General features: G+C 36.3%; 10 protein-coding genes. 8 read left to right on the forward strand and 2 right to left on the reverse strand.

The genetic code is table 11. From position 1 onward, the window contains the following. The first annotated feature begins 260 nt into the window (after window positions 1–260). From GCQ56_RS12535 to GCQ56_RS12565, 7 genes are all read left to right on the forward strand, one after another. A complete protein-coding gene (locus GCQ56_RS12535; protein WP_152734817.1) occupies window positions 261–3,149 on the forward strand; it encodes a DEAD/DEAH box helicase in 2,889 nt (962 codons plus the stop codon). Between the two features lie 212 nt (window positions 3,150–3,361). Next, complete coding sequence (locus GCQ56_RS12540; RefSeq protein ID WP_152734818.1) at window positions 3,362–4,693, forward strand: hypothetical protein; 1,332 nt, start codon at window positions 3,362–3,364, stop codon at window positions 4,691–4,693. Window positions 4,694–4,870: 177 nt separating this feature from the next. Then, window positions 4,871–5,647: a hypothetical protein gene (locus GCQ56_RS12545; protein ID WP_152734819.1), complete on the forward strand. Its 777-nt coding sequence runs from the start codon at window positions 4,871–4,873 to the stop codon at window positions 5,645–5,647. A 349-nt stretch (window positions 5,648–5,996) separates the two neighbouring features. Beyond that, the gene (locus GCQ56_RS12550) at window positions 5,997–6,686 is read left to right on the forward strand and encodes an energy transducer TonB (RefSeq protein ID WP_193323777.1); all 690 of its coding nucleotides are present in this window, start codon (window positions 5,997–5,999) and stop codon (window positions 6,684–6,686) included. A gap of 550 nt (window positions 6,687–7,236) precedes the next feature. Continuing rightward, window positions 7,237–7,704, forward strand: coding sequence for an NADH-quinone oxidoreductase subunit NuoE (gene nuoE / locus GCQ56_RS12555; protein ID WP_152734821.1), 468 nt, complete (start codon window positions 7,237–7,239; stop codon window positions 7,702–7,704). A 42-nt stretch (window positions 7,705–7,746) separates the two neighbouring features. Next, window positions 7,747–8,934 carry an NADH-ubiquinone oxidoreductase-F iron-sulfur binding region domain-containing protein gene (locus GCQ56_RS12560; protein ID WP_152734822.1) on the forward strand — a complete coding sequence of 396 codons (1,188 nt, stop codon included), beginning with the start codon at window positions 7,747–7,749 and terminating at the stop codon, window positions 8,932–8,934. Between the two features lie 48 nt (window positions 8,935–8,982). Further along, the gene (locus tag GCQ56_RS12565) at window positions 8,983–10,773 is read left to right on the forward strand and encodes an NADH-dependent [FeFe] hydrogenase, group A6 (RefSeq protein WP_152734823.1); all 1,791 of its coding nucleotides are present in this window, start codon (window positions 8,983–8,985) and stop codon (window positions 10,771–10,773) included. A 919-nt stretch (window positions 10,774–11,692) separates the two neighbouring features. Here the strand turns inward: GCQ56_RS12565 and kdsA are convergent. Then, window positions 11,693–12,511: a 3-deoxy-8-phosphooctulonate synthase gene (gene kdsA, locus GCQ56_RS12570; protein WP_152734824.1), complete on the reverse strand. Its 819-nt coding sequence runs from the start codon at window positions 12,509–12,511 to the stop codon at window positions 11,693–11,695. Between the two features lie 347 nt (window positions 12,512–12,858). On the opposite strand from kdsA, the gene GCQ56_RS20290 reads away from it, so the two are divergent. Continuing rightward, window positions 12,859–13,014, forward strand: coding sequence for a hypothetical protein (locus GCQ56_RS20290; protein ID WP_193323778.1), 156 nt, complete (start codon window positions 12,859–12,861; stop codon window positions 13,012–13,014). Window positions 13,015–13,289: 275 nt separating this feature from the next. Here GCQ56_RS20290 and GCQ56_RS12575 read toward each other — a convergent pair whose 3' ends face one another. Beyond that, window positions 13,290–14,564, reverse strand: coding sequence for a replication-associated recombination protein A (locus tag GCQ56_RS12575; RefSeq protein ID WP_152734825.1), 1,275 nt, complete (start codon window positions 14,562–14,564; stop codon window positions 13,290–13,292). Window positions 14,565–14,584 lie beyond the last annotated feature (20 nt).

Here is a 14,584-nt window from a genome sequence, read left to right on the forward strand (position 1 = left end):
AAGCCACTTGTTAAGTAAATTTATATTGATTCTAAGGAAATTAAGCTGAAATATGTAAAGGAGAGTGGGGGAATGTTTTTAAATTTATTGACTCGATAGGAGAGCATAATAATATACCAAAGTAATAGAAAGGTGCACAATAGTGACCTATATGGTATGTATTGTGCAGCTTTTTAATCTGAGATAAGAAAAATAAGTACACCAGTGTACATCTTATAAGTTGTAGCCAATACTAAAACCAAGTACCTAACTAATTTGAAATGTCATACTTTATAGAAAATAAATCATCTTTTCAACTAGAACCCACAAATAATACTGGTTTGAGAAAGTGTCAATTGGGAGCGATATGGGCATTGAAAAGTCATTTTACAACATCTTCAAACAGTATCGCTTCTTTAATTAGTATGCCGACAGGATCAGGTAAAACAGCGTTAATGATGGCAACCTGTTTTGAACTGAATTTGAAGAAAGTTTTAATCGTCGTACCATCTAAAATATTAAGAGGACAAATAAGTGATCAATTTAGGTCATTAAAGGTGCTTAAAGATGCGGGTTGTTTGCAAGATGATGCGCCTGAAGTAAGTGTATTTGAGGTTACAAAGAGACAAAAGACAAGAGAACAATGGGTGGAAATATTAAATGAACATGATATAATAGTTGCTCACCCCAACAGTATATCTCCTTACTTTAAGGATATTGAACCTGTTCCAATTGATCTGATTGATGCTGTTTTAGTTGATGAGGCACATCATGAACCAGCTTCTTCATGGCGAAAGATAAATGAGTTCTATGCGGAATTGAAAAGAGTTTTTTTTACGGCAACTCCTTTTAGACGTGATAGGAAAAGGATGAAAGCTAAACTGACGTATCATTATTCAATTGAGAAAGCACTTGAAGATGACATAATAAGAGAAGTTGGTTTTATCAAAGAAAAGGCAGGGATTCAAGATACAGAAAATGCAATAATTAGTTCTGCAATTGAGGCATTTCAAGAAGAACGACAGCAAAATGAGGATGCTTCAATTTTAATAAGAACTGACACAATTGATGATTCCGTACGTTTAGCTGAAATGTATAATGATAAAGGATTAAATGTCGACTATATACATTCAAAACGTTCTGCAAATGTTAACTCACTATTAATAGACAAAGTCAGAAAGAATGAATTGGATGGATTAGTATGTGTTGGAATTGCAAGTGAAGGATTAGATATTCCAAACTTAAAGCTTGCTGTTTTACATGCAACCCCCAGATCAATACCTTACACAATTCAGTTTCTAGGTCGCATATCAAGAACGAATAATGACCAAGAAGGGATTGCCAAACTAATCGCTAATGAGGATGAAGTAAAAGGAGAAGTGTACAAACTTTATAAATCAGATGAAGCATGGAGTAAGCTAATACCCCAATTGATTGATGAGCAAATGGCTAGAGCTAGACACTATAAATCGAGTCAAGCTAAAGAAGAGGATTTTCAAATGCCTGAGTTAAATGTATTTTTCAGTGCACTAGTATATGAAACTCCTGATGATTTCTCCTTTGAAAATGAAGAGGAAATAAGCTCTAAATCGCCATTTGAAATCCTTAGAATTGAACAGCAGGATGACGATTCTCCCTTGATAATAATTACAGCACACGACAAGCCATTAGAGTGGGCAAATGGTGAAATACATATAGAAGATTTATTAGACGTTCATATTTATTACCATCATTCGGCTAACAACTTACTTTTTGAACTAACTACGAGCGAAGAAGCACTAGCATCCTTCAAAAAAGAAATTATAAAATCAGAAATAAAAAACTTACCACATAGCAGACTTTATAAAACTTTATCACAGTTTAGACAACGTGACTACATTATGGTTGGTCTCAAAAATGCTGTTTCACAAGGGGCTTCACAACCATCATACAAAACAGTAATTGGTAGTGGTGTTCAAGCTTCTGTCCGTGCGAGTGAAGGTCGTGTTTTTAGCACAGGTCATGCACTCTTAAAAATCGATGAAGATAGAACTTGGGGCATCGCAACAAAGAAGGGAAGAGTTTGGGCTATGAAAAGGGGAACTGCTGAAGAGTTTAAAAACTGGTGTATATCTCTATCAGATTTAATTCATGCAGGACCTCAAATAAGAGTGTTGCCAGGATTATCATTTCTTGCTAAATCCGAGCCAATTAATACAATTAATGAATTACCGATTGCTGTAATTCCAAATGATCTGTTCTTCAGATCTTATTCAACTATTATTCAAGTTTCTGGTGGTGAACCCAAACGAAATATAATTCCAGAACTAATGCCGCAAACATTGGATGAAGATACTAAAGAATTGAATTGCACATTAAAAATTGATGACTTTGAATGTAATTTAACAATGAATCTTCAAAGAGAGCCTATGTGGCAGATAATAACTGAAGAAAGTATAAGAGTGAGGGCTGACAGGAACGAGATAGACATTATTGATAAATCGCTTGAGGATATTTTAAATGAATATTTGTCCTCATTAATTATGCCGAATGGAGAAGTAGTTGAAGGAGGAAATAAAATTACTCCGAATAGATCAATTGAAAATTTGCCCACTGAAATTTGGAAGATAAAAGATTGGACTGGTTGTAATATACGTGCCGAGAGATATGACGAAAATGCTGTTAATAATATCCCAGTTATTAATAAAACTGTAGAATTTATAAGACCTGATTTTGATTCAGGTAGTGATGTTTTAATACTTGATGATGGTTCTCATGAAATAGCTGACCTGATTTGGTTTCAAAACGATTTAAAAGTTATTCATTTTATACATTGCAAAGCTTCCCATGGTGACGCGCCTGGTAGACGAAAAGCAGACGCAGATATTTTGTTTACACAAGCAATGAGAAGTATTCATTGGGTATATTCAGTATCACTAATTGACAGGTTAAATGAGCGAATACAAGGTAACTCTGAGTTATTATTGACAACTCAAGCAACTTGGGATTCTCTCGCTGATAATTATAGGCTGAACGAATGGAAGTTCAACATTATATTACCGCAACCTGGATTTGATATAGCACAAGTTTCAGATCGCGATCGAGAAAATAACAATGTTTATGAATTGGCAATTCCGATGTATGAAAGAATATTAAGTAGCCTTGCTAGTCTTGAAATATGGGGTTCATAAAAGTACTGGCTACAACAATGTGTATAGTGCATAAGGGTTTCAGAGGTTTTCGAGCGGTATTGCCCGCCTCAATTTTGGGTGGTGACATGATAGGTTTGAAGTCCGGAATCCCTTACGACGCCATACTCTCAACGTTAGCCACTATATTAATTGAGACATTACACAATTATAGCTAGAAGAACAGAAATAAGTAACTGAGATAAATCTATATTATGAAAAAGAACTATAAAACTTATAAAGTTTTTACCCCCTCTCAACCGGCAGAATTAACTTTCGTTGATAGAGACGAGGTCAATAAACAGTTGGTAGATTCTATAATGACACCCGGTAGACAGTTAGTAATCTTTGGATTTAGCGGTTCAGGAAAAACCACTTTAATAGATAACAAATTGAATCAACTTTATTCTGAAGTTATAGTATCTCAATGCACTATCGGAACAACAATTGACCAATTAAAAATTGAAGCTTTTGATGCACTGGATAAATACTATGTTACAGAATTGTCCAGTTCAAATAGTTCTGAAATCTCTGCCAGTTTAAAATTAATATATGGAGAAATCAAAGCTGCATCAAGGATACAAAAAAGTGGTAAATATTCACGTATTGTGCCTTTACAATTGTCAGATAAAAGATTGGCTGAATTTATTGGAGAATCTGATGCTTGTTGGAAAATAGAAGATTTTCATAAAGTTGGAAAAGAACACAAGCTAAGATTGGCACAAATAATGAAAATTTTCATGGATACCTCCAAGTCTTACGAAAGCACTAAGATAATAGCAATTGGTGCTGTTGGAACAGGAAAAGAAATAGTAGAGTATGACAATGAAATGAGCGAAAGAATTTCAGAAATATTCGTCCCACTCATGTCTCCCAAGGAACTTGAAAAAATTATAATTAAGGGAGAGGAACTTTTGAATGTTCATTTTCCTAAATATTTGAAGAATAAAATTGTTGCTTATTCAAATGGATTAGGAGCGATATGTCATCAGCTTTGCCTTTCAATGTGTACAAATAACAACATTTACGAAACAGCGGAGGTCAGGCACAAATTTTTAGAAACAGATTTAGATTTGTCAATAGAGGATTATTTAAAACAAAAATATGCAACTCTGAAATCAACCTATGAAAAAGCTACTAAAACCTCTAAAAAGAGTAAATATGGAACAAAAGAAATTTTAAGAGCAATTATCAGATTAAATAAGAATGAGGTTAGTAGTGAAGAAATATTGACAGAGTTGCGTAATGATATAAACGGCTATCCATCAAACACATTGACAATATATTTGAGTCAGTTAATAACGAATGAAAGAGATGAGGTTTTACGAATAAACGTTGATTCAAAGAAATATTTTTTCAGCAATCCATTTCAAAAAGTATACATGGAATTGAAATTTAGCAAAGAGAAACAGACCAAATCAATTGGTTCCGTGCAAGTATCGGCAAATGAACTATACTCATTCATTGCTGCCAGAAAACAATTTGAAAGTGATTTTGATGACTATGATGACATATTTCATCATAATTATGACTTATCTGATTTATAAAATTTTGGAACTTATAGTTAAAATACCCCCGCTACCGCACGAGTCCTCTCGTATGGCATTGTGAACAAGAAGTTTCGCTAAGTAATTATAGACTAGTATGAGTCGTAATTATAAATATCATCGAACTTTGTTTCGTATGGTAGCCAGGGAACGTTAGTGTGGCATAAAAAATAAACGATGCGTAAAGTTTTAACATACATTTTGATAGGGTTTTTATTTGTCTCATGCGGATATTTGGGAAATAAAGTTGACTTCTTCAAAAAGATTGACTTTACAGAGGAGGCTGACTGGTTATTCGTAAAAACAAATACGGATATAGGTACGTGTAGTGTTATAATCAACAAGGATATCTTATTAAAACTGCAGGATGATTTAGAAATAAAATCTACAAAAGAATGTGGTGGAACAACTCCTGATAATTGTTTGGAATTGTATAAAAATGGAAAGAGAATACGTTCCACTTGTTATTGTAGTTGGATAGCCTTGTCTTATAAATTTGGTAGATTGAAGAACGAATTTATTCCTGCGCAATTGAATTTGATAAGTGCAAATTCTATCGAGAAACATGATTTCTTACTTGACAGTTTAAAACAAATAGATAACATTTACCTTTTATACCCTAAAGACACGACTATCGAATTTTCTGACCAATTGAAATTTGATATAAAACTGGTTGACGAAGACCAAGACATATTTAAACAAGAAAAACCTATTGAAGAAGAATTCAAAAGGATTTTTAAGAATGGTAAATACCGGGTAAAAGCAGATTGGCATTCATCAGAGGTAGGATCACCTAGGAAATTGGGTTACCATATTATTGTAGATTGTGACAGTACTTTCCTGGAGTATTTTGATAGTTCTAGATTAAAGGAGAGTGATTTATTTCAGGAAATGACGGGTTACAAATACTTGACAAAGGAATTTAGGATAAGGTATTACGAATGGAATGAATAAATTACCCTCGCTACTGTACCCTCGCTACCGCACGAGTCCTCTCGTGTGGTATTGTGAACAAGAAGTTTCGCTAAGTAATTATAGACTAGTATGAGTCGTAATTATAAATTTCATAATATGGTAGGAGTTTATTTTGTAAGCATTGTGGTAGTTGAGTGGGTTGACTTACTAGATTAGAATGTAAAGAAATTTTACTTGACTGTTTGCGTTATTGTCAAGAACATAATAGAGCTTGCGTAATATGCTCAGATAGTCCCAGTATGCTATGGCTGCTAATCTATCCTATAAAAATGTAACCACGAGTTGTAAATTAACCTGAAAAATATTAATGATGAAACACTTAATAAAAATGAAAAGAATAGTACTGGTATTTATAGCATTAATTTTCTCGGTAAATTTATATTCTCAAACATCCACTGGAATAAAGTACTTTAAGGACATTGAACAATCGCGTGAAGTAAAAGAAAAGAAAGGGGTATTTATTGAAAGTAGCGAGTGTTTAAATGATAGCATAAAAAGAGTAACATTTAAAGACATTGGTACTGATAGAACCATTTGGATAAAAGTGTATAAGTACAATAAACCATTTGGTAATTGGTATTATTATAATGGAAATGGACAGTTAACAAATAGAATATTGTATGGATACGATAAGCCAGAAGGATATTATAGATGCGATATTGAAGACAGATTACATACAGGAAAATTGGTAGAATTAAATAAAGAAATTCCATTAGTTTTTAAAGATAAACAGATATCAAAACAGTATGAACATGGTTTTATGCAATGGGTGGCTATAAATGTTGTGTATCCATATGGTGCCAGGGATCGGGATATTCAGGGAGAAGTTGTAGTTGGGTTTACGATTGATAAATTAGGCACAATTGGTTCAGTTCAAATTGTAAGAGGTGTGCATGAATTACTCGATAAAGAATCTTTAAATGTTGTAAAGCAATTGCCTCAATTTGAACCTGTAAAACTGAATGAGAAAAATATTGGAGTGTATATTGAGTGTCCAATAAGATTTTCGCTTGAGTAAGGAATATTGGTGGCCTTCATTCTTTACCCATGGGTTCCTTGCCTAAATGGCTCATTCCATTTTATTCACTGACTACTTCCTCTCCTTAAGGAGAGGATTGAGGTGAGGTGTGTTATTCCTTATTCTATTTAGGAAGACATGCAGTAGTATGGGATAAATCTACGCTTAGTCATGATTATTAAAGTGAGCTTTTAAGAGCTTGTAAAGCACAATATCTTAATACAGAAAGCCTTCGCTAATTAGCCGAAGGCTTTTTTTATGAGTTTTATCATGTTTATCATAGTTTATAAGGAGTCTAAATTCAAATTACATGTGTTTTACGGCACTTTATGTTGAGCGTATCGAAATATTTTTATGGGTTGAATAATTCCAGAGCTCTTTTGTTTACTGCTATTTGGGAGTTGTTGATTTGTTAAGTTAAGTTTTATTTTTGCGCATATTGGTAAGCTGCTGTGTTTAAGAGTTTTTTGAATAAATAGAGAAAAATTTCTTTAATTTTTTTATCTTCAGAGTGAAACTCTATTAGTATTAACCCAAACACCTAAAGTTTATGGATTTTCAAGAAAAATTAGTGAACGAATTGGTTGCCAAACACGGAACAGAACGCGAGAACTTGCTTCCGATTCTTCAAGGCGTTATTGATGAAGAACGTTATTTATCCGAAGAGGCAATATTGAAGATTGCTAAAGAAATGAGTATTCCAGCTGCCGATGTATATGGAACGGCAAGTTTTTATTCCTTTTTGGATACCGAACCAAGAGGCAAGTATGTAATTCGCGTTTGTAAAACCATTACTTGCGCAATGAAAGGTAAAAATCAGATCATTCAAGCTATTGAAAGCTACTTGAAGGTAAAAGTTGGTGAAACTACCATCGATAAGAAGTTTACAATCTTACAAACGAACTGTTTGGGATGGTGTCATAAAGCGCCTGCCATGTTGGTGAACGATGAGGTGTATACTGAGTTGACACCAGAAAGCGTGGTGGATATTCTTCGTGAGTATAGAGAGGAAAATTAACATTCTAAAAAAGCAAAACTAACAATTAAAATACCCTCTGGTATGACAACAACTAAGAAACAGCTTCACAGAATCGATTTGATTTTCAAAAATGAAGAAGATTGTAAAGAGATTCTTAGAAATGCATTGGCAAGGTCCAATCAGGAAGTAATTAATGAGATGGTGAACTCCGGTCTCAAGGGTAGAGGAGGAGCAGGATTTCCAACTGGTTTAAAATGGAAATTAACTGCCGAGACAAAGGAGACAGATAAATATGTAATTTGTAATGCCGACGAAGGCGAACCCGGAACATTTAAGGACAGGGAAATCTTAACAAGAGTTCCTCATAAAGTTTTATCGGGGATGGCTGTTTGTGCTAAGATTATAGGAGCACGAAAAGGCTGCATTTATTTAAGAGGAGAATATAGATTTTTGGTTCCTAACTTGAAAAAGGAATTGCGAAAATTTCATGATATACTAGACGAGCTAGGTCTGGATTTCCGTGTGGAAATATTTATGGGAAGTGGTGCATACATCTGTGGTGAAGAGAGTGCACTTTTGGAATCGATGGAAGGAAAACGTGGGGAACCTCGTAACAAGCCTCCTTTCCCAAGTGAGTATGGTTTTAAGGGAAAACCTACGGTTGTGAATAATGTGGAAACACTGGCTCACTCCTATACCATATTAAAGTTTGGCGCGAAGAAATTTAGAGATCTTGGAGTGAAAGACTCGAGAGGTTCAAAAGTATTTTCTGTTTCGGGAGATACGCCAATACCAGGAATTTACGAATTGGAGCTGGGAATGTCGGTTCAGGATTTTGTGGATGATTTTGGTGATGGTGATACCAAAGCGGTTCAGGTTGGTGGCGCATCAGGATTTTTGGTTCCTAGAAAGCGATTTGGGAAAACATCTATCGGGTACCAGGGAAAACTTACGGGAATATCCTTACCTACCGGGGGATCGATGATGATCTTCAACAGTTCTCGTTCCATGTACAATGTATTGAACAATTACCTTGATTTCTTCGAGGAGGAATCATGCGGACAATGTACGCCTTGCCGTGTTGGTTGTCAGCAACTACTCAAAGGTATTCGCGCCGTTAAGCGTGGCGAAAAACCAGCCTCTTACCTTGACAAATTGTTAAAGCTTACAGATACAATGAAACTAACTGCCAAGTGTGGATTAGGGCAATCTGTAGCAAATTCATTTTCTTCTATTGTAGAGAATTTCCGTGAGGAGATGATTTATTAAACGGAAGTTATTCCAATAACTATTTAACAATTAAAAAAGAAAATTGATATGTCAAACATGGTTAATTTAACAATCAATGGAATAGCTGTTAGTGTTGAGGAAGGAAAAACAATTCTCGAGGCAGCAGAGAAACTCCATATAAAAATACCTACACTTTGTTACCATAAAGACCTTTGTGTTGCAGGAAACTGCCGCGTTTGTGTGGTAGAGCAGGTTGGCAATAACAAGTTGGTTGCTTCTTGTGCAATGCCTGTTTCGGAAGGTATGGAAATCAATACCAATACCTTAAAAGTTCGAAATTGTCGCAAGCATATTATTGAGCTTTTACTTACCGAGCACAACGAAGAGTGTACCAAATGTTACCGTAATGGTCATTGCGAGCTTCAGGAACTTTCGGCGGAATATCAGATTACGAATCAGGATTTTATAGATTTGGTTCCGGATAAGAATTACACCATTGATAAATTGTCTCCTGCTATTGAAAAGGACGATTCCAAATGTATTCGTTGTCAGCGTTGTGTAAGAACTTGTGCCGAAATTCAATCGGTAGGTGCTATCGCTGTTGCTCATAAAGGAGCCGATATGAAGATTTCTACTTTCTTCGACAGAGCTTTGGATGAGGTAGTTTGTACCAACTGTGGTCAGTGTATCGTTCATTGTCCAACCGGTGCTTTAACCGAAAAATCGTATGTGGAGAGAGTTTGGGATGCTATTGCTTCTCCTGATACACATGTAGTGGTTCAAACAGCTCCTGCGGTAAGAGTAGGATTAGGTGAAGAGCTTGGTTTGCCTGCAGGAACAAGAGTAACCGGTAAAATGGTTTCTGCCTTACGTCGTTTAGGGTTCGATTCGGTTTTGGATACCGATTTTACGGCTGACCTGACCATTATGGAAGAGGGAACAGAGCTGTTAACTCGTTTGAAGAGAGCTTTGGTTGATGATGATCCTGATGTAGCATTGCCTATGGCGACTTCTTGTTCTCCGGGTTGGGTGAAGTATATCGAGCACAAATATCCTGAGTATTTGCCAAATCTTTCGACTTGTAAATCGCCTCAGCAGATGTTTGGTGCGTTGGCAAAGACTTATTATGCAAAGAATATAAAAGTCGATCCGCAAAATGTTATTTCTGTATCTATTATGCCTTGTACGGCTAAAAAGTATGAAGCAAATCGTCCGGAAATGAAGGATAGTGGATATAAAGATGTCGATTTTGTTCTGACAACAAGAGAATTGGCTGTGATGATTAAGCAGGCAGGTATCGAGTTTGAAAAATTAAATGATGAGAAGTTTGATTCCATTATGGGAACATCATCGGGTGCTGGAGTTATTTTTGGTGCTACAGGTGGTGTTATGGAAGCTGCTCTTCGTACGGCATACGAGATTGTTACTGGTAGAGAAGTTCCATTTGAGAATTTGGACATTCTTCCGGTTCGAGGATTGGATGGCGTTAAGGAAGCCATAATTCCAATTGAAGGAACAGTAGAAGAGTGGCGATTCCTTGAAGGAGCAGAATTGAAATGTGCCATTACAAATGGTCTGGAGAATGCACATAAATTAATGGAAGATATAAAGGCTGGAGACAGATTCTATCATTTCATTGAGATTATGGCTTGTCCGGGTGGTTGTCTTGGTGGTGGTGGTCAGCCATATCCAGTCGACGATGCTGTTCGATTGAAGCGTATGGAAGCATTATATGCTGAAGATGGAGATCTGCCAATCAGAAAATCGCATGAGAATCCTGAAATCGTTAAGATTTATAAAGAATTCTTAGAGGAACCTTTAAGCCACAAGTCTCACAAGTTGCTTCATACGTCCTATGTGAAGCGTGAGCAGTATTAATTATTAAGTAAGTTTGTAAAAAGAAAGATCCGGTGGAGACCGGATCTTTTGTTTTATACTATTTTTTCTGCTCAAGCCGCAGGGGCTCTTCCTTTCTCCATTGCTGAGAAAGGAAGCAAAGAATCTAGGTCGCTTAAACCCAAACTGCTTCTACTTGAAAAACTTTAAGTGCAGCGAGGTGATCTTCGAACAAGTTCTCAGCTTCCCCGTCTTACTAAAAGTTATTCTGCATATAACCAGCTCGTCCTTAAGATGTCCTTAAAATCTTGAATAATTATAGGTAGTTTGTTTTTAGTTATACTAATCCTAAATGAACAATCTTTTTGAGACAGCCTCAATTGTATTATTTAATAGTTATAACTACTAATCAGTTTCGTTTTTCTGCTCAAGCCGCAGGGGCTCTTCCTTTCTCCATTGCTGAGAAAGGAAGCAAAGAATCTAGGTCGCTTAAACCCAAACTGCTTCTACTGGAAAAACTTTAAGTGCGGCGAGGTGATCTTCGAACAAGTTCTCAGCTTCCCCGTCTTACTAAAAGTTCTTCTTCGTATTATCCGTTTGTCCTTAAGATGCCCAGTGAGAGACGAATTAGTATTGGAAGTTTACTTTAAACTAATAGTATTAAATAAGACCTTTCTTTTGAGACAATCTGTTTTATATAGTAGCTAAAGCTATTTCATCTATTCTTTCTGCTCAAGCCGCAGGGGGTTTTTACTTTTCCATTGATGAAAAGTAACAAAAATCTACGGCGCATCTACTCAGTGACCCACCACGGCTCAAAAACGAATAGAAATAGATAGTCTCACTCGTTCCTCGTTCAACAGCATTTCTATTTTTCGTTTTTTCTACCTATGGGTCCCCACTTTCGTAGCTGATGCCGGTCCCAAAACTTGTAGCTTGTAACTTGAGATTTGAAGCTTAACTAAAACTGGTTGATTGTTTTTCGAATGGCAACAAGCTTTGTAAGTAGATCTTCTAGGTAATCTAAATGCAACATATTGGCTCCATCAGATTTTGCATTGGCTGGATCTGGATGTGTTTCGATAAAGATTCCGTCGGCTCCAACAGCAATACCTGCTTTGGCAACAGTCTCGATTAATTCAGGACGACCGCCAGTTACACCACCAGCTTGATTTGGTTGTTGTAAGGAGTGAGTAATATCCAATACAACCGGGCAATTGTTTTCCTGCATTACTGGAATTCCTCTGTAGTCTACAATCATATCCTGGTAACCAAACATGTTACCGCGATCGGTTAATACAACCTGATCGTTTCCTGTTTCACGTACCTTATTCACTGCGAATTTCATCGATTCAGCAGCCAGGAATTGTCCTTTCTTGATGTTTACCACCTTACCGGTTTTAGCAGCAGCCACCAATAAATCGGTTTGACGACATAGGAACGCTGGAATCTGCAATACATCCACATATTCAGCAGCCATTGCTGCTTCTTCTGCACTGTGAATATCGGTTACGGTAGGAACGCCAAAAGTATCACTTACTTTCTTAAGGATTTTAAGTGCTTTCTCATCACCAATACCTGCAAAAGAATCTAATCTTGAGCGATTCGCTTTGCGGTACGATCCTTTAAAAATAAATGGAATTTCAAGTTTGTTGGTAATTTCAACAATTCTTTCAGCAATTTTCATTGCGATTTCCTCACCTTCGATGGCGCAAGGACCAGCTAAAAGAAAGAAGTTACCGCTATCGGTATGTTTAATGTTCGGTATGTTTGCTATCATGATATTCAATTTTATTCTTGGCAAAAATAAGCAATTTTGCTTCTATTCTAATTATAGTGGGAATATTATTCTTCAGTTAAGAGTTGATTATCTGCTCAAGCCGCAGAGGCTCTTCCTTTCTCCATTGATGAGAAAGGAAGTAAAGAATCTAGGACGCTTAAACCCAAACTGCTTCTACTTGAAAAACTTTAAGTGCGGCGGAGTGATCTTCGAACAAGTTCTCAGCTTCTCCGTCTTACTAAAAGTTCTTCTTCGTATTATCAGTTTGTCCTTAAGATGTCCCATAAGCCATGAATAGGTAAAAAGAAGTATACATTAAGTTATACTAGTAACCTAACAACATTTTATTGAAACAATCTCTTAAGTTTTATATAGTAGCTAAAGCAATTTCATCTATTCTTTCTGCTCAAGCCGCAGAGGCTCTTCCTTTCTCCATTGATGAGAAAGGAAGCAAAGAATCTAGGACGCTTAAACCCAAACTGCTTCTACTTGAAAAACTTTAAGTGCGGCGGAGTGATCTTCGAACAAGTTCTCAGCTTATCCGTCTTACTAAAAGTTCTTCTTCGTATTATCCGTTTGCCCTTAAGATGCCCAGTAAGAGACGAATTAGTATTGGAAGTTTGCTTTAAACTTATAGTATTAAATAAGACCATTCTTTTGAGGCAATCTGTTTTGTTTTATATAGTAGCTAAAGCTATTTCATCTATTTTTTCTGCTCAAGCCGCAGAGGCTCTTCCTTTCTTTATTGATGAGAAAGGAAGCACAGAATTTGGCTTGCTTAGAATCGATTTTTCCACCAGCCTTTTAATCGTTCCCAAATTTTTAATTCCTGAGGGTTTTGTTGAGGATAATAGAGTCTTTGATTCTTGATTTCATTTGGAAGAAACTGTTGATTTACAAAGTTTCCCGGATAATCATGAGAGTACTTATAGTTGGTTCCATAATCGAGCTTCTTCATTAATTTAGTAGGAGCATTTCTTAAATGCAAAGGCACGGCAAGGTTTCCGGTTTCACGAACCAGAGCTTGTGCTTTTCCTATTGCCAAATAAGAGGCATTACTTTTGGGTGATGTTGCCAGGTAAATGGCTGTTTCAGATAAGATAATTCTGGATTCTGGCATTCCTACAACATTAACCGATTGAAAACAAGTATTAGCTAATAGTAGGGCATTGGGATTTGCCAATCCAATGTCTTCACTTGCCGATATCACCAAACGTCTGGCAATAAATTTCGCGTCTTCACCTCCTTCAATCATTCGGGCTAACCAATAAACGGCTGCATCGGGATCACTTCCGCGAATCGATTTGATTAGTGCCGAAGCGATATCGTAATGCTGTTCTCCATCTTTATCATACATCGATGGATTTTCTTGCAGTTCTTTCGTTACCAACTCATTCGTAATTGTAATTTCATCGGTAGTTTGAGAGTTGATAACCAACTCAAGAATATTAAGAAGTTTACGAGCATCACCACCTGAAAATTTCAGTAAAGCATCCTTCTCCTGTATTTCAATTTGTTTCTCTTTTAAGTAGTTGTCATTCTTTATTGCATGCTCTATCAATTGTACTAAATCTTCCTTCTCCTGAGCTTTCAGTACATACACCTGGCAACGTGACAAAAGAGGAGAAATCACTTCAAAAGAAGGATTTTCGGTGGTTGCACCAATAAGTGTAACCGTTCCATTTTCGACAGCACCAAGCAGTGAATCTTGCTGAGATTTGCTAAATCGATGAATCTCATCTATAAAAAGAATGGGATTGGGTGTGGAAAAGAACTTTTGTTTTTCAGCTTTCGAGATCACTTCCCGAACATCTTTAACACCAGAATTAACAGCCGACAGCGTATAAAATGGCCTGTTCAACTGATTGGCGATAATCTTCGCCAAGGTCGTTTTGCCAACACCAGGAGGTCCCCATAAAATGAAAGAGGAGATATTTCCAGATTCGATCATTTTTCGAAGAACAGCTTTTTCTCCTACAAGATGTTTTTGACCAAGATAATTTTGAAGATCTGTTGGTCGTAGTCTTTCAGCTAATGGTTGATTTGGTGTCATTTATTCTTATGGTATCTTGT

Origin of the sequence: Marinifilum sp. N1E240, assembly GCF_009295825.1 — a bacterium.
GTDB classification, from domain to species: domain Bacteria; phylum Bacteroidota; class Bacteroidia; order Bacteroidales; family Marinifilaceae; genus Marinifilum_A; species Marinifilum_A sediminis.